Source organism: Mesorhizobium sp. B2-5-7 (genome assembly GCF_006440875.1).
GTDB lineage: Bacteria > Pseudomonadota > Alphaproteobacteria > Rhizobiales > Rhizobiaceae > Mesorhizobium > Mesorhizobium australicum.
The window spans coordinates 641,420-664,587 of record NZ_VFUO01000004.1 but is presented as its reverse complement, the minus strand read 5'-3'; the positions used below and the strand labels follow the sequence as shown (position 1 = coordinate 664,587).

Below are 23,168 nucleotides of genomic sequence, written 5' to 3'. Positions count from 1 at the left end.
ATCCTTCTCTGGCCGCGCCCGCGAATAAGCGCATAATCGCGCCTCGAAGAACGCGAATAGCCTGCGAACGAGGAGCGGGCGGGAGGAGAGAAAGCCGGATTCAGGCTTGAATGGCATGCGCCCAAAGGCGTGTGGCCATCTTTCTTCCCTTGCTGCTCCTTGCCTAGCATTCGATTGGACCGAGGTGAAGGTGATGAGTTTCAAAATCGCTATTATCGGCGCCGGCAGCGTCGGTTTCACCAAGAAGCTGTTCACCGACATATTGTGCGTGCCGGAATTCAAGGACATCGAATTCGCGCTGACCGACGTCAGCGAGCACAATCTCGCGATGATCAAGGCGATCCTCGACAGGATCGTCGAGGCGAACAATCTGCCAACGAGGGTGACCGCGACGACCGACCGCCGCAAGGCGCTCGAGGGCGCGCGCTACATCATAAGCTGCGTGCGGGTCGGCGGCCTCGAAGCCTATGCCGATGATATCCGCATTCCCTTGAGATACGGCATCGACCAATGCGTCGGCGACACGATCTGCGCCGGCGGTATTCTCTACGGTCAGCGCAACATTCCGGTGATCCTGGATTTCTGCAAGGACATCCGCGAAGTCGCCGATACCAACGCCAAATTCCTCAACTATGCCAACCCGATGGCGATGAACACCTGGGCGGCGATCGAATACGGCAAGGTCGACACGGTCGGTCTCTGCCATGGCGTCCAGCACGGAGCCGAACAGATCGCCGAGGTGCTGGGCGCGAAATCGCCGCGGGAACTCGACTATGTCTGTTCCGGCATCAACCACCAGACCTGGTTCATCGATTTGCGGCTGAACGGCCGCAAGATCGACAGGGATGAGCTAATTGCCGCCTTCGAGGCACATCCGGTCTATTCCCAGCAGGAAAAGCTGCGCATCGATGTGCTGAAGCGCTTCGGCGTCTATTCGACCGAAAGCAACGGCCATCTCTCCGAATATCTGCCTTGGTACCGCAAGCGCCCCGACGAGATCACGCGCTGGATCGACATGTCCGACTGGATCCATGGCGAGACCGGCGGCTACCTCCGCTATTCCACGGAAACCCGCAACTGGTTCGAGACCGAATATCCGCAATTCCTCGAAGCGGCGTCGAAACCGATCGACGCGTCAAGGCGCTCGAACGAGCATGCGAGCCACATATTGGAGGCGCTGGAAACCAACCGCGTCTATCGTGGCCACTTCAACGTCAGGAATGACGGCGTCATCACCAATCTGCCACGGGACGCCATCATCGAGTCACCCGGTTTCGTCGATCGTTTCGGCATCAACATGGCCGCCGGCATCACGTTGCCGGAAGCCTGTGCCGCTACTTGCATGGCCTCGATCAACGTCCAGCGCATGTCGGTCCACGCGGCCATATCTGGCGACATCGATCTTCTGAAGCTTGCCGTGCTGCATGATCCGCTGGTCGGCGCGGTGTCGACGCCGGAGGAGGTCTGGCAGATGGTCGACGAAATGGTCGTCGCCCAGGCGCAATGGCTGCCGCAATATGCCCATGCGGTTCCGGCAGCCAAGGAGAGGCTGTCGAAATCCACGGTCAAGACGCGGGAATGGGCCGGTGCCGCGCGGCGAAGCGTGCGCTCGATCGAGGAACTGCGCGCCGAAAAGGCCGCGCTGAAACAGGCCGTCTGAGAACCGGGCGCGGCGGCGGATCCACGGGAGGCGGATCCACCGCAGCCTGCCGTCCAGGCCAAATACGAGCAGCAGCAAACGTCTGAATACGAGGGAGGAGACAATGAGGAACCTACGCAGCATTGGCATTGCCGCCGGACTGGCGCTGAGCGTCTCCGTTCCGGCGCTCAACGCTTTCGCTTCCGAGCCGACAATCCCACCGGTTCCGGCGACGTTTCCGGCCGAGGGCAAGATCAAGTACGTGCCGCGCGACTCCATCCTGGAGTTCAAGGCGCTGCCCGACTATCACGAGCCCGATTGGGTCACGGAAAAATACGTCAAGGCCGGCAAGCTGCCGCCGGTGAAAGATCGGCTGCCGAAAGAGCCGCTTGTCTTCAAGACCGCCAACATGCCGGACGGCGTCTACGGCGATACGATGCGCCATGTCATCGGCGGAAGGCCCGAAGGCTGGAACTACGGCGCCGGCCAGACCCAAGGGTGGGGCGGCATCGACATCGGCCTTTCCGAGTGCCTGACGCGCACCGCGCCGCTGTTTCAGGTCGAGGCGAAGGACACCGAGCCGCTGCCCAATCTCGCCAAAAGCTGGGATTGGTCAGCCGATGGCCACAAGCTGACCATGCATCTCGTCGAAGGCGCCAAATGGTCGGACGGCGTGCCATTCAACGCCGACGACGTCATGTTCTACTGGGACGACGAGGTCATGGATCCCAACGTCTCGCCGCTCAATGGCGCCACCCAGGAAACCTTCGGCGTCGGCACGACGCTGAAGAAGATCGACGACTACACCGTCGAGTGGAGCTTCAAGGACGCCTTCCCGAAACAGCACCTCTACGCAATGGCCTATGGCACCTTCTGCCCCGGTCCCGCGCATATCTTGAAGCCGCAGCACCCGAAATATTCGAAGAACACCTACGACCAGTTCAAGAACGCCTTCCCGCCGGAATATATGAACATGCCTGTCATGGGCGCCTGGGTGCCGGTCGACTATCGGGCCGACGACATCATCGTCATGCGCCGCAATCCCTACTATTGGAAGGTGGACGAGAAGGGCAACCAGCTGCCCTATCTCAACGAGCTGCATTACAAACTGTCGACCTGGGCCGACCGCGACGTTCAGGCGGTCGCCGGCGCCGGCGACTTCTCCAACCTCGAGCAGCCGGAAAACTTCGTCGCCTCGCTGAAGCGCGCGGCGGAGGCGAACGCGCCGGCGCGCCTTGCCTTCGGCCCGCGGCTGATCGGCTACAATCTGCGCCTGAACTTCTCCGCCAATGGCTGGGGCAACCCGGACGAGCGCGGCCAGGCGATCCGCGAACTGAACCGCAACGAGGATTTCCGCAAGGCCGTCACCATGGCGCTTGATCGCAAGGCGCTGGGCGATTCCCTCGTCAAGGGGCCGTTCACCGCCATCTATCCAGGCGGCCTTTCCTCGGGCACCAGCTTTTATGACCGCAAGTCCACCGTCTACTATCCTTTCGACCTCGAGGGCGCCAAGGCCGAACTCGCCAAGGCCGGTCTGAAGGACACAGACGGCGACGGCATCGTCAACTTTCCGGCCGGTACCGCCGGCGGCAAGAACGTCGAAATCGTGATGCTGGTCAACAACGACTACACGACCGACAAGAGCCTCGCCGAAGGCGTGGTCGCGCAGATGGAGAAGCTTGGCCTCCGGATCGTGCTCAACGGGCTTAACGGCACCCAGCGCGATGCCACGCAATATTCAGGCCGCTTCGACTGGCTGATCCGGCGCAATGAGCAGGAGCTGACCTCCGTGGTGCAGAACACCGTGCAACTCGCTCCGGTCGGCCCCAAGACCAGCTGGGATCACCGCGCGCCGGAAAGCGGCGAGGTCGACCTGATGCCTTTCGAGAAGGACCTCGTCGACATCGTCAACAAGTTCGTCTCGTCGGCGGATAACAACCAGCGCGCCAGTCTGATGCGGGACTTCCAGAAAGTCTCGACCGAGCACGTCTACAATGTCGGCCTGACGGAATATCCCGGCGCCTTGATCGTCAACAAGCGCTTCTCCAACATCCCGCAGGGCACGCCGATCTTCATGTTTAACTGGGCGGAGGATTCGATCATCCGCGAACGGGTCTTCGTCGCGGCCGACAAACAGGCGAAATACGAATTGTTCCCCGAAGAGCTTCCCGGCAAGCCTGGAGACAAGGGCCCGATGTAAGTTTAAGGGCCGATGCAAGTTTACCCTCCCTGACTGAGAGACACCCGGCCGCGTCGATGGCGCGGCCGGGACAAACCAACCCTCCGAACGCCCCTCCAGGGAGCGTCCGGCGAGATGAGGAAGCGGACCGTCCATGCTGCGATTCCTGCTCACGCGCATAGCGTCGGCAATCCCGGTTCTCGCTATTTTGAGCCTCGTCACCTTTGCCATAATCCAGGCGCCGCCTGGCGATTATGCCGATTACATCCGCTCGCAGCTGATCAACCAGGGCGGAGCCTCCTTCGCGGAGGCCGACGCGCAGGCCCAGGCCTACCGCGTCGAACACGGCCTCGATAAGCCGCTGCCCGTCCAGTATCTCAACTGGATCGGCGGCATCGTCACCCGCGGCGATTTCGGCTACAGCCTCTATTACAACAAGCCGGTGGCCGAGGTTGTCGGCGAGCGCCTACCGCGCACGCTGCTGCTCGCGCTGGTCTGCCATCTGCTCGCCTCGGTGCTCGGCATCACTTTCGGCATATGGGCCGCGACCCGGCAATACACCTGGATCGATTCCACGCTGTCGGCCATCGCCTTTCTCGGCATGACGGTGCCGCGCTTCCTGATGGCGCTGATCATCGTCTATCTCCTGGTCTTCCAGTTCAACGTGTCGGAGATCGGCTCATTCTTCTCGCCGCAATATGGCGGCGCGCCATGGTCGTGGGCCAAATTCGTCGACCTGGTCAAGCATGTCTGGCCGGTGGTGGCGATCGCCACCTTCGGCGGCCTCGCCTACAATATGCGCGTCATGCGCGGCAATCTGCTCGACACGCTCAACGCGCAATATGTCGAGACAGCCAAGGCCAAGGGCCTGACGGGCAGCGCCGTCGTCATGCGCCACGCCGTGCCCAATGCCTTGCATCCGCTCGTCATGTACCAGGGCGTGGTGCTGCCATACATGCTGACGGGCGAGATCGAGACGGCGATCATCTTCGCGCTGCCGACCGTCGGCCCGGCGATCGTCGGTTCGATGGCGGTCGGCGACGTCTATGTCACAGCCACCTTCATGATGGTGCTGTCGGCGACGCTGATCGTCGGCAACATCATCGCCGACATGCTGCTCGTCCTGCTCGATCCGCGCGTGCGCCAGTTCGGGGAGGGCTAGATGCTGGCGCGAGAGCCTTCACCACCGCCACTGCCGGCCGAGCGAGCCACAGTAGCGCCCGCACGCGGCAATGAGAGCTACATGGCGCTTGTCTGGCGCCGGCTGAAGCGCTCCTGGACCGGGATGGCTGGGCTTTGGCTGGTCGTGCTGCTGCTGGTGATGGCCGTGTTCGCCGAATTCCTGGCCCCGATGGATCCGAAGGCGACCGATGTCGGCTTCGCCCCGCCGCAGCTGCCGTCCTTCCACGACAAGGATGGTAATTTCGTCGCGCGGCCTAGGGTCTATGCGCTGGCCGATTCGGCCGATCTCGATCCGGTCACCTTCCAGCCCATCGTCGGCCCCGACTACGACCACCCGAGGCTGCTTGGCTTCTTCGTCGAGGGCGCGCCCTACAAGCTCTTCGGGCTGATCCCGGCGAACCGGCACTTGTTCGCCTCGACGGACGGCCAGCCGGTGCATTTCCTCGGCACCGACAAATTCGGCCGGGACGTGCTGTCGCGCGCCATCCATGGTTCGCGCGTCTCGCTGATGATCGCGCTGACGGTGGTCTTCATCATCACGGTCATCGGTACCACTGTCGGCATGGTGTCGGGCTATTTCGGCGGCCGGTTCGACGTCTGGATGCAGCGCTTCGTCGAACTGGTGCTCGCCTTCCCACAACTGCCGCTCTATCTGGCGCTGACGACGCTGATCCCTGTCACCGCGCCGACCAATGTGTTCCTCGGCTTTGTCATCATCGTCATGTCGGCGTTGGGCTGGGCGCAGATGTCGCGCGAGGTGCGCGGCAAGACACTGGCGCTGGCGCGCATCGAATATGTGCGCGCCGCCATGGCGGTCGGCTCCACCGACCGGCGCATCATCCTGCAGCACATCTTCCCCAATGTGATGAGCCACGTGATCGTCGCCGTGACGCTGGCCATCCCGACGGTTGTGCTGCTCGAATCCTTCCTCGGTTTCCTCGGTTTTGCCGTCAAGCCGCCCCTGATCTCCTGGGGGCTGATGCTTCAGGACACCGCGACCTATTCCGTCATCGGTACCTATCCCTGGATCCTGTCGCCGGTCGGTTTCGTGCTGGTCACCGTCTTCGCCTTCAACGCGCTCGGCGACGGCCTGCGCGATGCCGTCGATCCGTATTGAGGGGACAGGAATGACCGTCGTACTCGCCGAGCCCTTCGCACCAGCCTTTCGCCTCGATCATGATGGGCGCCAGGGAGAGCCCGTCATCGACGCCCGCAACATCGAGGTCGCCTTCAAGGTCGAGCACGGTACCGTCGAGGCGGTCAAGGACATCTCGTTCCAGCTCTATCGCGGCGAGACGATCGCGATCGTCGGCGAATCCGGTTCCGGCAAGTCGGTGACGGCGCGCACCGTCATGGGCCTGCTGTCGCGCCGCGCAACGGTGTCACCGAAATCGAGCATCTGTTATGACGGACAGGACATTCTGAAATTTCCCGAGAGCGCCCGGCGCAAGCTGCGCGGCAACCGCATCTCGATGATCTTCCAGGAGCCGATGAGCTCGCTCAACCCGATTTACACAGTCGGCAGCCAGATCGTCGAAGCAATCCGGGTGCATCGCAAGGTGAGCCGCAAGCAAGCCTGGGCGCGGGCGCTGGAACTGCTGCGGCATGTGCAGATTCCCGAGCCCGAGGCGCGGCTCAAGCAATATCCGCACCAGCTCTCGGGTGGGCAACGGCAGCGCGTGATGATCGCCATGGCGCTCGCCAACGATCCCGACGTGCTGATCGCCGATGAGCCGACGACCGCGCTCGACGTCACGGTGCAGGCGCAGATCCTCAACCTGATCCGCAATCTGCAGAAAGAGCTGCGGATGGCGGTGATCCTGATCACCCACGACCTCACCGTGGTGCGCAAGTTTTCCGACTACGTCTATGTGATGCAGCATGGCGAAATGTGCGAGCACAACGTCACTGAACGCTTGTTCGCCGATCCGCGGCATCCCTACACCAGGCGATTGCTTGCTTCCGAACCAAGAGGACGGCCGCAACCGTTGCCCGCGGGCTCTGGCACCATCCTCGAAGCGAATGGCGTGCGCGTCTGCTTCATGCTGCGCCACGGCACGTTCTTGAAGCCGGACTGGCGTGAACTGGTCGCGGTCGACGACCTCGACCTCAAGCTTTGCCGCCATGAGACGCTTGGGCTGGTCGGCGAATCCGGCTCCGGCAAGACCACGTTCGGCCAGGCGCTGCTCCGGCTGACCGAAGCGAAACGCGGTGAGATCCGCTTCGATGGCCAGCCGATCCATGGCCTGTCGCGAACGCAGATGCGGCCGCTGCGGTCGCGCATGCAGATCGTCTTCCAGGACCCGTTCTCCTCGCTTAACCCACGCATGACGATCGGCCAGATCATCGAGGAAGGGCTGGTCGTCAACGGCATCGGCGCAACGCGCCGCGAGCGGGTCGAACGGGTGCGCGAGGCGTTGGTCAGCGCGGGCATGCCGGGCGATATCCTGTCGCGGTTTCCGCATGAATTTTCCGGCGGCCAGCGGCAGCGCATCGCCATCGCCCGGGCCATCGCGCTCGAACCCGAATTCATCCTGCTCGACGAGCCGACGTCGGCGCTGGATCTCTCCGTCCAGGCGCAGATCATCGACCTGCTGCGCAAGCTGCAGGACGAGCGCGGCCTGAGCTATCTCTTCATCTCGCACGACCTCAAGGTGGTGCGCGCGCTGTGCCACCGCGTCATCGTCATGCAGCACGGCAAGATCGTCGAGCAGGGACCCGTCGACCAGGTCCTCACCAATCCCAAGACCGCCTACACCGAACGGCTCGTCAGGGCCGCTTTCGACGTGGCCTGAACAGATGCCGGAGGTTAACGTGGCAAGACATCCCAGGATCACTTTCATCGGCGCCGGCTCGACGGTGTTCATGAAGAACATCGTCGGCGACGTGCTGCAGCGCCCGGCACTTTCGGGCGCCACGATCGCGCTGATGGACATCAATCCGCAGCGGCTGGAAGAAAGCGCCGTCGTCGTCAACAAACTGATCGCCACACTCGGCGTCAAGGCGATGGCCGAGACCTACACGGACCAGCGCAAGGCGCTGGCGGACGCCGATTTCGTCGTCGTCGCCTTCCAGATCGGCGGCTATGAGCCCTGCACCGTCACGGATTTCGAGGTGCCGAAGACATATGGCCTGCGCCAGACCATCGCCGACACGCTCGGCGTCGGCGGCATCATGCGCGGCCTCAGGACCGTGCCGCATCTGTGGAAGATCTGCGAGGACATGCTTGCCGTCTGCCCGCGGGCCATCATGCTGCAATATGTCAACCCGATGGCGATCAACACCTGGGCGATCTCGGAGAAATATCCCGAGATCAGGCAGGTCGGGCTGTGCCATTCGGTGCAAGGGACGGCGATGGAGCTGGCACACGATCTCGACCTTCCCTATGACGAGATCCGCTACCGCTCGGCCGGCATCAACCACATGGCCTTCTACCTGCAGTTCGAGCATCGCCAGCCGGACGGATCCTATCGCGACCTCTATCCCGATCTCGTGCGGGCCTATCGCGAAGGCCGCGCGCCGAAACCCGGCTGGAATCCGCGCTGTCCGAACAAGGTGCGCTATGAGATGCTGACGCGGCTGGGCTATTTCGTCACCGAGAGCTCGGAGCATTTCGCCGAGTACACGCCCTATTTCATCAAGGACGGCCGCCCCGATTTGATCGAGAAATACGGCATTCCGCTCGATGAATACCCCAAGCGCTGCGTCGAGCAGATCGAGCGTTGGAAGGACCAGGCGCAGGCCTACCGCTCGGCCCAGCGCATCGAGGTCGAAGAGTCGAAGGAATATGCCTCCTCGATCATGAATTCGGTCTGGACCGGCGAACCGTCGGTCATCTACGGCAATGTGCGCAACAATGGCTGCATCACCTCGCTGCCGCGTGATTGCGCCGCCGAAGTGCCGTGCCTGGTCGATGCGTCCGGCATCCAGCCGACCTATATAGGCGACCTGCCGCCGCAATTGACGGCGCTGATCCGCACCAACATCAACGTACAGGAACTGACGGTGCGGGCGCTGATGAGCGAAAACCGCGACCACATCTATCACGCGGCGATGATGGATCCGCACACCGCGGCCGAACTCGATCTCGACCAGATCTGGTCACTGGTCGATGATCTCCTGGCCGCACATGGCGACTGGCTGCCGGCCTGGGCGCGCGTCAAACGCAAGAACGAAGCCGCCTGACCGGCGCTCGTCTACTTCGGCTCGTCGGCGTCCGGTTCTTCCTCGTCGTCGCGGGCCGAGATGACATAGGCACCCTTCAGCCAGCGGTTGAGGTCGATGTCCTTGCAGCGCGTCGAGCAGAATGGATAGGTCTCGCGCGCCGATGGCTTGCCGCATTCCGGGCACGGGCGCTTGGGCCGCAGGGGCGTGACCTTGTCGTCGAGGCTCATGGTCGCGCGGACAACCAGTTTTGATGCGTCTTGAAACCTTCGCCCGACAGCAGCGCCACCGTCTCGTAGAGCGGCAGGCCGACAATGTTGGTGTAGGAGCCGACGAGCTTGACGACGAAGGCGCCGGCCAATCCTTGCACGGCATAGCCGCCGGCCTTTCCGCGCCATTCGCCGGACGCGACATAGGCGTCGATCTCCTCGCGCGGCAGCCGCTTGAAACGCACCCGCGTCTCGACCAGTCGCTGGCGCAGTTTGCCGCCCGGCGTGATCAGGCAGATGCCGGAATAGACCCGGTGCGAACGTCCGGACAACAGCCCGAGGCAGTTGGCGGCGTCATCCAGCGTCTCGGCCTTGGGCAGGATGCGCCGCCCGACGGCGACCACCGTGTCGGCCGCCAGCACGAAGCTCGGCGCATGGTCCGTCTCGGACTTCAGCGACGCGAACGCCTTCTCGGCCTTTTCCTTCGACAGCCGTTTGGCCAGCGAGCGCGGATGCTCGGCACGCAGCGGCGTTTCGTCGATATCGGCTGGCAGGATGCGGTCCGGCTCGATGCCGGCCTGCTGCAGGAGTTCGATGCGGCGCGGCGAACCCGAGGCAAGCACCAGCTTTTGCAAAATGCTCATCGCTTTACCGGCCGGGTCTTGATCTTACTTGAAGCGGTAGGTGATGCGGCCCTTGGTCAGGTCGTATGGCGTCATCTCGACCAGAACCTTGTCGCCGGTCAGCACGCGGATGCGGTTCTTGCGCATGCGGCCGGCGGTATGGGCGATGATCTCGTGTTCGTTTTCGAGCTTCACCCTGAACATCGCGTTGGGCAACAATTCCGTGACGATACCCGGAAACTCGAGGACTTCTTCCTTCGGCATTCGATACCTTTGCTTGGATGGCAGTTCCAGCGCCCCGGCTGGAATTTCGGCGGAACCTATATGATAATCTGTCGCTTGTGAACACGCTTAATCGCCAGGCCTCGGAACGGTGAACCGGCTGTAGATCCGGGCTTTCAGCCGCTCGCGCACGTCGCGATAGCTGGCCATGATGTGTTCGCGCGTGCCGCTGGCATCGGTCGGATCCGGCGTCGGCCAGTATTCCACCTCGACGGCAAGCGAGCGCGTGAGTTCGAGCGCGGCATGGTGGGCCTCCGGCGCCAGTGTCACGATCAGGTCGAAATAGTCGTCCTCGAGATCGTTCAGCGTCCTTGGATGACGCTCACCCAGCGACAGCCCGTCCTCGGCAAGCACGGCATCGACGAACGGGTCGCGCTCGCCGGCGCGCACGCCGGCCGAGGCGACGAAGACGGTGGCGGGCAGCATCCGGCGCGCCAGCTGCTCGGCCATCGGCGAGCGCACGGCATTCATGCCGCACAGGAACAGAACCGAGCGGGGCAGGGCGCCGGGGGCCAGGATCAGCCCCGCCAGTGCAGCACGCAGACCAGCGTGAACAGCCGTCGCGCCGTGTCGAAGTCGATGTCGATCTTGCCGGAGAGCCGATCCATCAGCGTCTGCGAGCCCTCATTGTGCAGGCCACGGCGGCCCATGTCGATCGCCTCGATATGGCTCGGCGTCGAGGAGCGGATGGCGTCGTAATAGCTCTCGCAGATCATGTAGTAATCCTTGACGATGCGCCTGAGCGGCGTCAGCGACAGGATGTGGGTGACGACGGCGGTGCCGTCCTCGCGTGCCACGGCAAAGACCAGGCGGGACTCGGCCAGCGACAGCTTCAGCCGGTAGGGACCCGCACCGCTGTCGTTGACAGGCTGAAAACTATTCTCCTCGATCAGGTCGAAGATCGCCACCGCCCGCTCATGCTCGACATCGGGCGTCGAACGGCCGATCGACTCATCGAGTTCGACATCGATCAGTTTTGCGCGGGTTTGACCGGAGCCCGTCATACTGGCCTACATGTTCAGCCGTATGGCGACAGAGCGGCCATGCGCGTCAAGCCCTTCCGCCTGCGCGAGTGCGATCGCCGCCGGTGCCAGCACGCGCAACTGCTCCGGTCCGAGTTTGAGGACCGAGGTGCGCTTGACGAAGTCGAGCACGGACAGGCCCGACGAGAAGCGCGCCGAGCGCGCCGTCGGCAGCACGTGGTTGGAGCCGCCGACATAGTCGCCGATGACCTCGGGCGTGTGGCGGCCGAGAAAAACCGCGCCCGCGTTGCGCATCTTCGCCAGGAAGCCTTCGGCATCCTCGATGGCCAGCTCGACATGTTCGGCGGCGATGCGGTCGACCAGCGGCAGCGCGGCCTCGACGGTCGGAACCACGATGACGGCGCCGAAATCGCGCCAGCTCTGGGCCGCCGTTTCCGCGCGCGGCAGGCTCCGCAGCTGGCGTTCGACCGCCCGTTCGACCGCCTTGCCGAATGCTGGCTCGTCGGTGATCAGGATCGACTGCGCCGACACGTCATGTTCGGCCTGGGCGAGCAGATCGGCGGCGATCCAGTCCGGATCGTTGTCGCTGTCCGCCACGACGAGCACTTCGGAAGGGCCGGCGATCATGTCGATGCCGACCGTGCCGAACACCTGCCGCTTGGCTGCGGCGACATAGGCATTGCCTGGACCGACGATCTTGGCGACGGGCTTTATCGTCTGCGTACCATAGGCGAGTGCCGCGATCGCCTGCGCGCCGCCGACGCGGTAGATTTCGGAGACGCCCGATATATCCGCCGCCACCAGCACCAGCGGGTTGACGACGCCGTGCGGTGCCGGCACGACCATGACGATGCGCTCGACGCCGGCTACCTTGGCTGGCACGGCGTTCATCAGCACCGAGCTCGGATAGCTTGCCGTGCCGCCCGGCACATAGAGCCCGACCGCCTCGATCGCCGTCCAGCGCGAGCCGAGCTCGACGCCGGCGGGATCCGTGTAGCGTTCGTCCTGAGGCTTTTGCCGCTCGTGATGGGACCGGATGCGGTCGCGTGCGAATTTCAGCGCCTCGACCGTGGCCGGATCGGCCTCGGCATAGGCGCCGGCGATGTCTTCCGCCGAGACGGCAATGCCGAGCTTGGCGAGGTCGCCTCCGCCGAATTTCCGCGTGTAGTCGATCAGTGCCGCATCGCCCTCGGCACGCACGCGCGCGATGATGTCTCGCACCACGGCGTCGACGTCGGCCGACACCTCGCGCTTGGTCGTGAGAAACGCGGCGAAACGCTGCTCGAAATCGGCGTCGGACTGGGCAAGCGTGATGGCCATCGTATGCTCAAGCCCTGTGGATGGGGCGCGAGGTGGCTTCCCACGCACCGCCAATATCGGCAAGGCGGGCCTCGATGCATTCGACATCGAGCATGATCGTGCCGCCGCCCGAAAAGATCAGTTCGACGATGCCCGCGGGCTTGCTGATCTCGATAAAGCTGATCGCCAGCAAGGAAAGAATTTCGGCGGGCTTGTCGCGGGCGATGCCGTTGGTCTTGGCGCCCAGCACCCGGTCGAAATGCAGCACGGCCTGCCGTCGTTCGTTGTGCTGGCGAAACAGGCCGGATTTGGCCTCCCACACGAAACGGTTCATGGTCAGGACGAAGCGTTTGGCCTTGGGCAGGAATTCGAGGTCCGAGACCTTCATCACGGCGTCCTGGAGATGGGCCGAGACGATGCTCAGATCCTGGTCGTCGAGCGCGATAAGCTTGAGGGCGGTCATCCGGATTTTCGACCTACAGGTTGGTTTCAGCCTCTGTTAGGCGGTCTTTCCGGTCGGTGCAACCACCCCACGACGTCCGCCCGAGGCATTGCCTCGGGTTTGCGCTGCGGGCAGACGGGCGGCAGCGCTATGAGCCGCCCTTTGCCAGAAGCTGCTGCTGTCCGACCGTCAGGCGGAAATACGTTCGATCACCGCGCCGCAATTGGATAGCTTTTCCTCCAGCCGCTCAAAACCGCGGTCGAGATGGTAGACACGGTTGACCGTGGTTTCGCCTTCGGCCGCCAGGCCGGCGATGACCAGCGAGACGGAAGCGCGAAGATCGGTCGCCATGACTGGCGCGCCCTTCAGCTTCGCCACGCCGTCGACGATCGCCGTCTGCCCCGAGAGCGTGATGTGGGCGCCGAGCCGAGCCAGTTCCTGGACGTGCATGAAGCGGTTTTCGAAGATCGTCTCGGTGATGCGCGATTTGCCCTTGGCCATGGTCATCAGGCCCATGAACTGCGCCTGCAGATCGGTCGGGAAGGCCGGGAAGGGGGCCGTCGCCACGTCGACGGGTGAAATGCCGGCGCCATTGCGCTTCACGCGGATGCCGGAATTGGTCTGGGTGATCTCCGCGCCCGTCTGGGAAATCACGTCGAGCGCCGTCTGCAGCAGCTCCGGTCGTGCGCCTTCCAGCACGACGTCGCCGCCGGTCATTGCCACCGCCATGGCATAGGTGCCGGTCTCGATGCGGTCGGGGATGACACGCACGCGCGCGCCCGACAGCGCTTCGACGCCGTCGATGGTGATGGTCGGCGTGCCGGCGCCGGAAATTCTGGCGCCCATGGCGTTCAGGCATTCGGCGAGATTGACGATCTCCGGCTCGCAGGCGGCGTTTTCAAGCACCGTCTCGCCCTTGGCCAGCGACGCCGCCATCATCAGCACATGGGTGGCGCCGACCGAGACTTTCGGGAAGACATAGCGGTTGCCGACGAGGCGGCCGTTCCGGGTCTTGGCGATGACGTAGCCGGTATCGACATCGATGTCGGCGCCCAGTGCCTGCAGGCCTTCGAGGAACAGATCGACCGGGCGCGTGCCGATGGCGCAGCCGCCGGGCAGCGACACCTTGGCCTCGCCCATGCGGGCCAGCAGCGGGCCGATCACCCAGAACGAGGCGCGCATTTTCGACACCAGTTCGTAAGGCGCCGTCGTGTCGACGATGTTGCGGGCGGAGAAGTTGATGGTGCGCGAATAGCCCTCATTCTGCTTCTCGCGGCGGCCATTGACCGAATAGTCGACGCCATGATTGCCGAGGATGCGGATCAACTGCTCGACATCGGCCAGATGCGGCACGTTTTCCAGTGTCAGCGTGTCGTCGGTGAGAAGCGAGGCGATCATCAGCGGCAGGGCGGCGTTTTTCGCGCCCGAGATCGGAATGCTTCCGGCAAGCTTGTTGCCGCCGACAATTCTGATGCGATCCATTGGAGACTGTCCCTCTCGGCCAGAAAAGGGCCGGTTCAATCGTTTGAGTATCGGCCCGTCTAGACCATTGACCAATTTGGTTCAAGAAATAGGATTTCGCCCACCCCGGCCTGAGAGTGGCCGATTTGAGTTAATCTTTCTTCATTTCCTTGGCCGCGCCGAGCCCGTCGGGCCGCTGGTCGGCCTCGCCTGTCCGGCGCGAGCGCGACTGCGCCTTGCGCTTCTGCAGGTTGGCCCGCAACTGCTCGGCGAGCCGGTTCTTGCGGGTTGTTCCGCTGTTCTTCGGTGGATTTGTCTTGTCGTTCATTGTCCCGCCACGGCTGGCGCCCGGCCAACCCGCTTTCAGGGATAGCCAACATTGTGGCGCCGCCATGTCAATAAAAGCTATCCGGCAAAGCCATTCACAGAAGCGTTGTTCTTGGCCTTGCGCTTGCCGGTTCGATATGGCAGAAGCCCCGCCATCAGCGGCTGCGGTAGCTCAGTGGTAGAGCACTCCCTTGGTAAGGGAGAGGTCGAGAGTTCAATCCTCTCTCGCAGCACCAGACACCCTGCAAACAACGCGGCCTGTGACACCGTCTTTCCGGCACGGACAGGCGATGAACTCACGGCATGCGCCGGGCACCGGATCGCGCAGTCGGACAATTCCGTCGTGTGCCGGATAGCCCGTCTCTTCCTCTCGCTGAAGATGAGGAAATTCGGCATACAAATCCCCGTGGAGACCAGCATAGGCCATGGCTTCTACATAGGCCATGGCGGCCCGTGCGTGGTCCATCATACGGCAATGATCGGCAACAACTGCAACATATCCCAGTATGTGACGATCGGGGCGACGCTCGGCAAATCCGCGTCGATAGGGGACGAGGTCTATATCGGCCCGAACATGTGCATCGTAGAAGAGGTCACGATCGGCAGCCGCTCGCTTATCGGCGCGGGTGCCGTTGTCACCAGGAATATTCCGGCGGGGAGCACCGCGGTCGGCGTCCCCGCGAGGCCGATCGACAAGGCGCGGCAGCACAATTTCATCACCAATCGATGGCCGCCGGCAATGTGAACAGGCCTATGGCGCTTGCCGGTGGCGCGCCCTCATCGGTCGAACGCATGCGCGGCATGACACGATTCGTTAACCAAGATGCTGTTCTTCGACATGTCGGGTTGTCGGACGGCTGCCTGTCCGGCTGGTCAAGTCATGGCCGGGAGAGTGCCGAACGAAAGCTCCTCATCTGAGCGAAGACGTCAATTCGCCTGAAACAGGAACGATGTGCAAGGCATGAATGGGATTGAAAGCGAACATAACCCGCTCGGCGCTTCCCGTCGTTGGACATGGTTGCCGGCCATTGCGATGGCGTTGCTTTGCATGTGTGTCACCGATGCGTTCGCCGAGACGCGCGCCCTGCGGATTCAGCATCTTCATACGGGCGAGAAGGCCGAGATCGTCTTCAAGCGCGATGGGCGCTACGATCAGGCGGGCCTGAAGAAGATCAACTTCATGCTGCGCGACTGGCGCCGCAACGAGCCGACCAGGATGGACCCGCGCCTGCTCGACCTGGTCTGGCAGGCTTACCGCGCCAGCGGCTCGACGGCCTATATCCATGTGGTCAGCGCCTATCGCTCGCCGGCCACCAACGCCATGCTGCGCGGTCGTTCGAAGGGCGTGGCCCGCGAAAGCCAGCACATGGTTGGCCGCGCCATGGACTTCTTCCTGCCTGACGTGCCGCTGAAGAAGTTGCGCGACATCGGCCTGAAGATGCAGGGCGGCGGCGTCGGCTATTATCCGACCTCCGGTTCGCCGTTCATTCATATGGATGTCGGCAATGTGCGGCATTGGCCTGGCATCAGCCGCCTGGAGCTCGCCAGGGTCTTCCCGAACGGCAACACGCTGCATGTGCCGAGCGACGGCAAACCGTTGCCTGGCTACGAGCAGGCGTTTGCCGCCTACGAGTCACGCAAGGCCGCCGGCACGCCCAACATCGAACTGGCCAGCGCCGACCGCGGCCAACGCAGGCCAGCGCGCGGCCTGCTGGCGACGCTTTTGGGCGGGCGCGGCGCGGATGAAGCGGACGATGCCGCGGAAGCGGCGCCTGCGCCACGCAAGCCGACCAAGTCAGTTGAACCTAAAACGGCCGGTGATCCCAAGATGCCTGGCGACTCCAAGACGGCTGGCCAGGGCATTGCTATCGTGGCGCCGGAGGCAGCCCAGCGGGCGGACGTCCAGACCCCCTCCGCCGATCCGGCCGAAGAAACGTCTGCAAAGACGCCTGAAGCGATCGTCATGGCGATGCCGCCCGGCACGGTGCCGATACCCGCTTTCGCACACCGCACCGGGTTCGCCGCCACCATTCCAATCCCGCAAGCCGTGCCGTTCGGCGTAGCCAGCAGCGCATCCATCGCGCGGGTTGAACCGGCGGCGACCGGTGCCGAAATTCCCGTGGCCAGGATGAATGCCGCCCCCGCGATTGCCGGTCCGGACATGCTGGCGCTCAACATCCCTGTCCCGATATGGCGACCGCAAGACCAGACGGGCCCCGCGCGTCAACTGGAGGCGGCTAAATCTGCCGATGCAATCGGTGCCTTGCTGGCCACGCATCACGTCGATGACAGCCTCGATTCGCTGGCTGGACAGCGGATTGCAGTCCCTGCATCGAAACCTGAAGACCGTGTCAGGACCAGCCCCAAGGCCGACCGTGTCCAGCCACGTCTCGATCCCGAAGCCACCGCCGTCATTCTGCCAGCGGCGCCGACCGGCCAATCGGTTGAGACCGGGCGCCGCATCACCGGAACCGGCTCGACAGCGGCGACCGTCATTGCCGCCAATTTCATCCGCACGGCGCCGGAGCAGGTCTATCTCGATGGCTTCCAGCCACGAGGACAGACGTCCGATCACCGCCGCTTCACCGGCTCCGCTGTGAAATTCCTGCCCATCGCCAGGTTCAGATAGGTCGACGCGCAAGTCTGTAAGATATTTTCCAAATTTGACAATCTTGTATGAAATTGTAAGATAATCGTCTTTCCGTTAGCGAGAGGCGATGACCATGTCGATCCGCGAAGAGTTGGCCAACACCACCTTGGCTTTCACGTCGGCGGAAGAAAAGATCGTTCAGGTCCTGCTCGCCGACTATCCGATGTCGGGGCTGGGAACGGCGACCCGGCTGGCGCGACGCGCCGGCGTCAGCGACCCGAGCGTGACCCGCCTGATGACAAAGCTCGGCTATGTCGGCTTTGCCGATTTCCAGGCGCGGCTGCTGACGGAAGTCGAATCAAGACTACATTCGCCGTTGCTGATGATGGAGGCCAAGCGTCCTGGCGGCTCCAGCGAGGGCACGGCACTGGCCTACTTCCATTCGGTTTCCGACAGTCTGGAGCGCACGCGCACGGCGGTCCCCCTGCAGGCCTATACACGCGCTGTCAATTTGCTGCTCGAGACCAAGGGCCAGGTCGTCCTGCTGGGCGGCCGTTTCAGCCGCCACATCGCTTCCATGCTCGCCGGCTATCTCCTGCAGTTCCGCTCCGGCGTGCGCGACATCGGCTCGTTGAGCCCGGCGGATTTCGACTTGCTGATCGACCTCGGCAAGCGCGACCTTCTCGTCGTGTTCGACTACCGGCGCTACCAGTCGGACGTGGTTAGCTTTGCGCGGCAGGCGAAGGAACGCGGCGTCTCCCTTCTGCTGTTCACCGATGTGTGGCTGTCGCCGATCGCTGACGTCGCCGACCTGACGATGGTCGCGGCGATCGACGCCAACTCGCCCTTCGACACGCTGGCGACCGCCGTGGCTCAGATGGAGACGGTTTTCGCCCATGCGCTGGAAGGCCATGGCGCCGGGGTGCGCAAGCGCATCGAGGACATCGAGAAGATCCGCAGCGCCAATGCCGTCACCCTCGATGCCGCCTTGTCGCCGTCCGACAACGAAACCGCCAAACCAAGAACCACCAGGAAATAGCACCGATGCGCCCGGCGCGGCGGTGCGAGGAAGGAATAACCATGGCTGACGCCCAGACGATCATCGATGCCGTGCAGGCTGAAATCGAGAGAGACCGCGACTGGCTGTTCGGGCTGGTCCGCGACATGGTCCGTATCCCTTCGGTCAATCCCAAATTCGAGGCCAATCCGGCGATCAACCGCGAGGCGGATGTCCAGGCTCTGCTGGAGCCGATCCTCAAGCACGATGGCTTCAAGACCGAACAGTGGGACGCCTTGCCCGGCCGGCCCAATCTGGTCGGCGAATGGGCTGGAAACGAGGAGCGCAGCCTGATCCTGTGTGGGCATATCGACGTCGTGCCGGTCGGCGAGATGAAGGACTGGTCGGTCGATCCGTTCGGCGGTGAGATCACGAATGGCCGGCTCTATGGCCGGGGTGCGATCGACATGAAGGGCGGCGTCGCGGCTTGCGTCGCCGCCGCGCACGCGATCCGCAAGGCGGGCATCACACTGCAAGGCCGGTTGGCCGTCCACTCCGTCGTCGACGAGGAGGCTGGTGGCTTCGGCGCCATGGATGCGGTCAAGAAGGGCAAACTCGCCAAGGCGGTGCTTGTCGCCGAGCCGACCTGGGGCGATGTCCTCCCGGTCGAGGGCGGGCTCGAATGGGCGCGGGTGACGATCCGTGGCCGCAACGCGCATTCGGCGCTGCGTTACAACGAAATCTACCCGCAACGGCACGACAAGGACCGGCTGAAGCCGGGTGTCAACGCCATCGAGTTCGCGGCGCGGTTCATTGCCGCCGTCCGCCAGTACGAGCTCGACCGGACACGGGCAAAGTCCCATCCGCTGCTGCCGATCGGCATGAACACGATCAACATCGGCGTCATGCATGGCGGAACGGGCCTTGGCGAACACGGCCTGCCGACGGTGATGACCAATCCGGCCATCATCCCCGATGTTGCCGTGCTCGATCTCGACATGAAGTTTCTGCCGGATGAGAATTCAGCCGACTATCGCCGCGATTTCGAGAATTTCGTCCATCATTTCGCGCAAACCGACGCCTGGTTGCGCGACAACCCGCCTGTCATCCAGTGGGAGCTCGGCGGGCTGCATTTCCCGCCGATGAACACGCCGGTCGACCATCCGTTGGTGACGTCGCTGATGAAACGCAAGGCGGCGATCGGCAAGGCGCCTCAGACAAGCGGCTTCGTCGCCGTGTGCGATGCAGCGCACTATGCTGGCGCCGGTGTCGATGGTGTCATTTTCGGTCCATCGGGCGACGGCTTCCATGGCGCCAACGAATATGTCGAAGTGGAATCGGTGGTCGAGACCGCCAAGGTGATCGCGGCATCCGTCATCGACTGGTGTGGCGTGCGCTGAGAAGCTTGCTTTTCAGGCGGTCACGCCGGGCGGTTGATCCGCCCGGCGACGGCACCCCAAGCCGCTTTGATCATGCCGGCCAGTCCGCTGGGATAGGCCAGCATCACGCCGATGATCAGAACCGCCGTGATCATCGGGCGCCATGCGCCGAAATCAGCCATCCACTCGGCGAAGACCGTCAGCACGAAAGAGGCGACGATGGCGCCGTAGATGGTGCTGGTGCCGCCCAGCAGCACCATCGACAGGATGATGGTCGCCAGGCTCATGCCGAACACGTCGATCGAGGCGTTGCGCTGGTAGGCGGCATAGAAGGCGCCGGCAATGCCGGTGAAGAAGGCGCTTGCCGCAAGCGTCAGCATGCGCTGGTGCACGATCGAGACACCGCGGCTGACGGCGTATTCCTCATTGTCGCGCAGCGCCACGATGCTGGCGCCGGCGCGCGAGCGCACGAACACACGCAGGAACAGCGTGCTCGCCACCAGCAGCGCCAGCGCGATGTAGAAATAGGCGAATTTGGCGTCGCGGACCATATTGTGGTCGAACCAGTAGAGGCCGGGGATACGCACGATCCCTTGCGTGCCGCCGGTGATGTCGGACTGGCTGAGGATCACTTGCATGACCAATTGCGCGAAGCCGAAGGTGACCAGGATGATATAGATGCCCTTCAGGCGCAGGATCGGGATGGTCACCACGATCGCGGCAAGCGTGGCGATGATGCCGCTGGCAAACAGCGCAATCCACGGATCGAGCCCGGCCAGCTTGGTCAGCAGGCTGTAGGCGTAGACGCCGATGCCGAAGAGCGCCAGATGACCGAAATTGAAGACGCCGCCATAGCCGAGGCTGAGATCCCAATTCGACGCCACGATGGCGTAGATGAAGGCCATGATCAGGATGTGGCGGGCATAGGTGTCGCCGAAGACGAGCGGCAGCAGCGCCAGCACGGTGAAACCGAGCACGAAGCCGATGGCTTCGTGCTTCCACGGCGTGCGGCCAGGTGCGATCGGGGTTGCCGCCGCTGTGCGGATCTGGGTGATCGGCGAGGTCGTGTCGGTCATGCGAGGCCTCGCGAGCGGCTGGCGAAAATGCCCTCGGGACGTACCATCAGGGTCAGGATCAGCACGCCGAATAGCAATGCCGGCGTCCAGTAGAGCCCGAAATAATAGCTGCAGGCGGCCTCGAAAAAGCCGATCAGATAGGCGGCGAAGATCGGTCCCGATATGCTCGATATGCCGCCGAAGACGACGACGATCAGCGCCTTGAGCAGTGGGTCTGAGCCCATCACGGGCGACATGAAGCGATAGCCGCCCATGAAGATGCCGGCGAGCCCCGCCAGCGAAGCGGCGATGGCGAAGGCCAGCCCGTAGAGCGCGGTGACATTCAGGCCGACCAGATGGCTGGCGTCCTCGTTCTGCGCGACCGCACGCAATGCCAGCCCGAGACGCGAACGGTTGAGGAACATCCACAACGCCGCCAGGATCAGCGGCGTGATGACGATGATGACGATCTGGTGCAGCGAAACGCCGACGCCGGCGATGGTGGCGTTGCCGTCGACCAGCGCCGGGACCTGCTTGGAGCGCGGCCCCCAGATGGTGAGCGCTCCGTTCTCGATCAGCGATCCGGCGGCAAGCGTGGTGATGACGACGACCAGCACGATGTTGGGCCGGCCGATCAGCGGCCGCACGACGCTTGCCTGCAGGATCCAGCCGGCGCCGGCCATGACGACCACGGCGATGGGAAAGGCCACCCCCGCCGGCAGGCCGAGTTCCACCAATTGCCAGGCGACATAGGCGCCCAGCATCATGAACACGCCATGGCTGAAGTTGAACACGCCGATCGTCGTCCAGACCAAAGCGAGCCCGACCGCCATCATGGCGTAAAGCGAACCTTGGAACAGGCCGCCGAACAGGATTTCCGCCAATGCGCTCATACCAGATTCCTAGTGGCCAAAATACATCGACATGATCTCGCCGTGGTCGAGGCTCTCGCCCGGCTTGATCTCGGTCGCCACCGCGCCGTGGTTGACGAGGTAGAGTTGCTGCGTCAGTTCCAGCAGGAACTCGATATCCTGCTCGACGACGATCAGCGGCACCCCGCCGCGCGAAATGTCCATGACGGAGGCGCAGAGTTCGTCCTTGATCTTGGGCGCCAGCCCAAGCGTCGGCTCGTCGAGGATCAGGAGGCGCGGATGGCTCATCAGCGCCGTGCCGATCGACACCATCTGGCGCTCGCCGCCCGACAGCGTGCGCACGCGCTGGCGCCAGCGTTCCGCCAGTTTCGGGAACAGTTTGATCACCTTCTCGCGGTTCTCCGCCTCATGCGGACGGGCGCGCGGCGAATAGGCGCCGAGCGCCATGCAGTCGGCGATGGAGAGGTCGGGAAACAGCCGGTTGCCTTGCGGCACGTGGATCAGGCCGGCGCCGACGATGGCGCGGGCGCTGAGGCCTGCTATGTCTTGCCCGCCGAACTGGATGCGGCCGTTCTTCGGCCGCAGCAGGCCGGAGACGGTGCGCAACAGGGTCGTCTTGCCATGGCCGTTGGGTCCGAACAGGCCGACATTGCCGAAGCGGCCAGCTTCCAGCGAAATGTCGTGCAGCACGGTGACGCGGCCATAGCCGGCGGTGACGCCTTCGACGGTGAGGATGGGAGTCACGCCACCGCCCTCCGGGTTCCGAGATAGGCCTCGATGACGCGCTGGTCGGCGATCACGCTTGCCGGCTCGCCAGCGGCGAGCACGCGGCCATTGTTAAGCACCAGCAGATGCTGCGACAGGCTCATCAGGAAGGTCAGCACATGCTCGATCAGGAGGATGGTGATGCCGCGTTCGGCGGTGCGGCGGATCAAACCGATCGACGTCTCGATCTCGGGCTTGGTCAAGCTCGATGCCGGTTCGTCGAGCAACAGCATACGTGGCTGCATGGCGATCGCGGTGGCAAGCATCAGGCATTTGCGCTCGAAGACGGAAAGCTCGCCGGCCAGCCGCCCGAAGGACACTGAACCCAAGCCGACAAACTCCAGTGCCTCTGCGGCCGCCTCGCGGGCGGCCGCCGCTGCAGCTTTCTCCTTTCTGCCGTAGCTGGCGCCGATCAGCGCGTTCTCGAATACGGTCAGGCCGTCGAAGCTGGTTTCGCGCTGAAAGGTGCGGGCAAGGCCGAGGCGCGCTATGGCATGTCCAGACTTGCCGTTGATCGCGGTCCCGTCAAAGCGGATGTGGCCTCTGTCCGGCCCGAACGGGATGCCGGTGATGATGTTGAACAGCGTGCTCTTGCCGCTGCCGTTCGGGCCGGCGATGCCAAAGATCTCGCCGGCCTCGACCTTGAACGACACGCCATCGACGGCCTTCAGCGAACCGAAGGCCTTCGATACGTCGTCCAGTTCAAGCAGGGCCATGCCC

General features: G+C 63.6%; 23 protein-coding genes and 1 tRNA gene. 11 read left to right on the top strand and 13 right to left on the bottom strand.

All coding sequences use genetic code 11. The features are described from left to right. Positions 1-193 precede the first annotated feature (193 nt). From FJ543_RS21035 to FJ543_RS21010, 6 genes are all read left to right on the top strand, one after another. Positions 194-1,660, top strand: coding sequence for an alpha-glucosidase/alpha-galactosidase (locus tag FJ543_RS21035; protein WP_140715870.1), 1,467 nt, complete (start codon positions 194-196; stop codon positions 1,658-1,660). Between the two features lie 103 nt (positions 1,661-1,763). After that, on the top strand, positions 1,764-3,839 hold the full coding sequence (locus FJ543_RS21030; protein WP_140876801.1) for an ABC transporter substrate-binding protein: 2,076 nt from the start codon (positions 1,764-1,766) through the stop codon (positions 3,837-3,839). A 133-nt stretch (positions 3,840-3,972) separates the two neighbouring features. Further along, complete coding sequence (locus tag FJ543_RS21025; protein ID WP_140876799.1) at positions 3,973-4,980, top strand: ABC transporter permease; 1,008 nt, start codon at positions 3,973-3,975, stop codon at positions 4,978-4,980. Continuing rightward, complete coding sequence (locus FJ543_RS21020) at positions 4,981-6,117, top strand: ABC transporter permease (protein WP_015316260.1); 1,137 nt, start codon at positions 4,981-4,983, stop codon at positions 6,115-6,117. A 10-nt stretch (positions 6,118-6,127) separates the two neighbouring features. Further along, positions 6,128-7,795 carry an ABC transporter ATP-binding protein gene (locus FJ543_RS21015; protein ID WP_140876797.1) on the top strand — a complete coding sequence of 556 codons (1,668 nt, stop codon included), beginning with the start codon at positions 6,128-6,130 and terminating at the stop codon, positions 7,793-7,795. Positions 7,796-7,814: 19 nt separating this feature from the next. Then, a complete protein-coding gene (locus tag FJ543_RS21010) occupies positions 7,815-9,185 on the top strand; it encodes an alpha-glucosidase/alpha-galactosidase (RefSeq protein WP_140614685.1) in 1,371 nt (456 codons plus the stop codon). A gap of 11 nt (positions 9,186-9,196) precedes the next feature. Here FJ543_RS21010 and yacG read toward each other — a convergent pair whose 3' ends face one another. From yacG to FJ543_RS20965, 9 genes are all read right to left on the bottom strand, one after another. Beyond that, the gene (gene yacG, locus FJ543_RS21005; RefSeq protein ID WP_023772777.1) at positions 9,197-9,394 is read right to left on the bottom strand and encodes a DNA gyrase inhibitor YacG; all 198 of its coding nucleotides are present in this window, start codon (positions 9,392-9,394) and stop codon (positions 9,197-9,199) included. After that, the gene (locus FJ543_RS21000; protein ID WP_015316264.1) at positions 9,391-10,017 is read right to left on the bottom strand and encodes a Maf-like protein; all 627 of its coding nucleotides are present in this window, start codon (positions 10,015-10,017) and stop codon (positions 9,391-9,393) included. Before FJ543_RS21000 ends, yacG begins: the two co-directional genes overlap by 4 nt. Before the next feature lie 24 nt (positions 10,018-10,041). Further along, on the bottom strand, positions 10,042-10,260 hold the full coding sequence (infA, locus tag FJ543_RS20995; protein WP_006329283.1) for a translation initiation factor IF-1: 219 nt from the start codon (positions 10,258-10,260) through the stop codon (positions 10,042-10,044). An 87-nt stretch (positions 10,261-10,347) separates the two neighbouring features. Continuing rightward, on the bottom strand, positions 10,348-10,809 hold the full coding sequence (locus FJ543_RS20990; RefSeq protein ID WP_083882981.1) for a low molecular weight phosphatase family protein: 462 nt from the start codon (positions 10,807-10,809) through the stop codon (positions 10,348-10,350). Further along, positions 10,797-11,282, bottom strand: a complete 486-nt coding sequence (locus FJ543_RS20985; protein WP_015316266.1) for a UPF0262 family protein — start codon at positions 11,280-11,282, stop codon at positions 10,797-10,799. Before FJ543_RS20985 ends, FJ543_RS20990 begins: the two co-directional genes overlap by 13 nt. Before the next feature lie 6 nt (positions 11,283-11,288). Next, positions 11,289-12,581: a histidinol dehydrogenase gene (hisD, locus tag FJ543_RS20980; RefSeq protein WP_140876795.1), complete on the bottom strand. Its 1,293-nt coding sequence runs from the start codon at positions 12,579-12,581 to the stop codon at positions 11,289-11,291. A 7-nt stretch (positions 12,582-12,588) separates the two neighbouring features. After that, entirely contained in the window at positions 12,589-13,023 is a 435-nt protein-coding gene (locus FJ543_RS20975; protein ID WP_015316268.1) for a DUF2948 family protein, read from the bottom strand. 168 nt (positions 13,024-13,191) lie between these two features. After that, on the bottom strand, positions 13,192-14,484 hold the full coding sequence (gene murA, locus FJ543_RS20970) for a UDP-N-acetylglucosamine 1-carboxyvinyltransferase (protein WP_140876793.1): 1,293 nt from the start codon (positions 14,482-14,484) through the stop codon (positions 13,192-13,194). A 130-nt stretch (positions 14,485-14,614) separates the two neighbouring features. Beyond that, positions 14,615-14,791, bottom strand: a complete 177-nt coding sequence (locus FJ543_RS20965; RefSeq protein ID WP_015316270.1) for a hypothetical protein — start codon at positions 14,789-14,791, stop codon at positions 14,615-14,617. A 160-nt stretch (positions 14,792-14,951) separates the two neighbouring features. Here FJ543_RS20965 and FJ543_RS20960 point away from each other — a divergent pair. From FJ543_RS20960 to FJ543_RS20940, 5 genes are all read left to right on the top strand, one after another. Continuing rightward, a tRNA-Thr gene (locus tag FJ543_RS20960) sits at positions 14,952-15,026 on the top strand. A gap of 107 nt (positions 15,027-15,133) precedes the next feature. Beyond that, on the top strand, positions 15,134-15,535 hold the full coding sequence (locus FJ543_RS20955; RefSeq protein ID WP_140876792.1) for a serine acetyltransferase: 402 nt from the start codon (positions 15,134-15,136) through the stop codon (positions 15,533-15,535). 216 nt (positions 15,536-15,751) lie between these two features. After that, entirely contained in the window at positions 15,752-17,419 is a 1,668-nt protein-coding gene (locus tag FJ543_RS20950) for a DUF882 domain-containing protein (RefSeq protein WP_140876790.1), read from the top strand. Between the two features lie 94 nt (positions 17,420-17,513). Next, complete coding sequence (locus tag FJ543_RS20945; RefSeq protein WP_140876788.1) at positions 17,514-18,419, top strand: MurR/RpiR family transcriptional regulator; 906 nt, start codon at positions 17,514-17,516, stop codon at positions 18,417-18,419. 41 nt (positions 18,420-18,460) lie between these two features. Beyond that, positions 18,461-19,777, top strand: a complete 1,317-nt coding sequence (locus FJ543_RS20940) for an ArgE/DapE family deacylase (protein WP_140876786.1) — start codon at positions 18,461-18,463, stop codon at positions 19,775-19,777. Positions 19,778-19,797: 20 nt separating this feature from the next. Here FJ543_RS20940 and FJ543_RS20935 read toward each other — a convergent pair whose 3' ends face one another. Genes FJ543_RS20935 through FJ543_RS20920 form a run of 4 tightly spaced genes read right to left on the bottom strand, consistent with a single transcriptional unit; the run spans position 19,798 to position 23,164 of the window. Further along, positions 19,798-20,832, bottom strand: a complete 1,035-nt coding sequence (locus tag FJ543_RS20935; RefSeq protein WP_140876784.1) for a branched-chain amino acid ABC transporter permease — start codon at positions 20,830-20,832, stop codon at positions 19,798-19,800. After that, positions 20,829-21,704 (bottom strand): branched-chain amino acid ABC transporter permease, encoded by an 876-nt coding sequence (locus FJ543_RS20930; RefSeq protein WP_140876782.1) that lies wholly within the window; start codon positions 21,702-21,704, stop codon positions 20,829-20,831. The genes FJ543_RS20935 and FJ543_RS20930 overlap by 4 nt, the downstream gene beginning before the upstream one ends. Before the next feature lie 9 nt (positions 21,705-21,713). Beyond that, positions 21,714-22,427 carry an ABC transporter ATP-binding protein gene (locus FJ543_RS20925; protein WP_140876780.1) on the bottom strand — a complete coding sequence of 238 codons (714 nt, stop codon included), beginning with the start codon at positions 22,425-22,427 and terminating at the stop codon, positions 21,714-21,716. After that, complete coding sequence (locus tag FJ543_RS20920) at positions 22,424-23,164, bottom strand: ATP-binding cassette domain-containing protein (protein WP_140614675.1); 741 nt, start codon at positions 23,162-23,164, stop codon at positions 22,424-22,426. The genes FJ543_RS20925 and FJ543_RS20920 overlap by 4 nt, the downstream gene beginning before the upstream one ends. Between the last annotated feature and the right edge of the window lie 4 nt (positions 23,165-23,168).

Bases quoted from the DNA above. Each gene is read 5' to 3' on its own strand.
- FJ543_RS21025 (WP_140876799.1), top strand. From the start codon at position 3,973: ATGCTGCGATTCCTGCTCACGCGCATAGCGTCGGCAATCCCGGTTCTC.
- FJ543_RS20985 (WP_015316266.1), bottom strand. From the start codon at position 11,282: ATGACGGGCTCCGGTCAAACCCGCGCAAAACTGATCGATGTCGAACTC.
- murA (WP_140876793.1), bottom strand. From the start codon at position 14,484: ATGGATCGCATCAGAATTGTCGGCGGCAACAAGCTTGCCGGAAGCATT.
- FJ543_RS20930 (WP_140876782.1), bottom strand. From the start codon at position 21,704: ATGAGCGCATTGGCGGAAATCCTGTTCGGCGGCCTGTTCCAAGGTTCG.
- FJ543_RS21035 (WP_140715870.1), top strand. From the start codon at position 194: ATGAGTTTCAAAATCGCTATTATCGGCGCCGGCAGCGTCGGTTTCACC.
- FJ543_RS20945 (WP_140876788.1), top strand. From the start codon at position 17,514: ATGTCGATCCGCGAAGAGTTGGCCAACACCACCTTGGCTTTCACGTCG.
- FJ543_RS21000 (WP_015316264.1), bottom strand. From the start codon at position 10,017: ATGAGCATTTTGCAAAAGCTGGTGCTTGCCTCGGGTTCGCCGCGCCGC.
- FJ543_RS20935 (WP_140876784.1), bottom strand. From the start codon at position 20,832: ATGACCGACACGACCTCGCCGATCACCCAGATCCGCACAGCGGCGGCA.
- hisD (WP_140876795.1), bottom strand. From the start codon at position 12,581: ATGGCCATCACGCTTGCCCAGTCCGACGCCGATTTCGAGCAGCGTTTC.
- FJ543_RS20965 (WP_015316270.1), bottom strand. From the start codon at position 14,791: ATGAACGACAAGACAAATCCACCGAAGAACAGCGGAACAACCCGCAAG.
- FJ543_RS21030 (WP_140876801.1), top strand. From the start codon at position 1,764: ATGAGGAACCTACGCAGCATTGGCATTGCCGCCGGACTGGCGCTGAGC.
- FJ543_RS21015 (WP_140876797.1), top strand. From the start codon at position 6,128: ATGACCGTCGTACTCGCCGAGCCCTTCGCACCAGCCTTTCGCCTCGAT.
- FJ543_RS20975 (WP_015316268.1), bottom strand. From the start codon at position 13,023: ATGACCGCCCTCAAGCTTATCGCGCTCGACGACCAGGATCTGAGCATC.
- FJ543_RS20920 (WP_140614675.1), bottom strand. From the start codon at position 23,164: ATGGCCCTGCTTGAACTGGACGACGTATCGAAGGCCTTCGGTTCGCTG.
- infA (WP_006329283.1), bottom strand. From the start codon at position 10,260: ATGCCGAAGGAAGAAGTCCTCGAGTTTCCGGGTATCGTCACGGAATTG.
- FJ543_RS21020 (WP_015316260.1), top strand. From the start codon at position 4,981: ATGCTGGCGCGAGAGCCTTCACCACCGCCACTGCCGGCCGAGCGAGCC.
- yacG (WP_023772777.1), bottom strand. From the start codon at position 9,394: ATGAGCCTCGACGACAAGGTCACGCCCCTGCGGCCCAAGCGCCCGTGC.
- FJ543_RS20950 (WP_140876790.1), top strand. From the start codon at position 15,752: ATGAATGGGATTGAAAGCGAACATAACCCGCTCGGCGCTTCCCGTCGT.
- FJ543_RS20940 (WP_140876786.1), top strand. From the start codon at position 18,461: ATGGCTGACGCCCAGACGATCATCGATGCCGTGCAGGCTGAAATCGAG.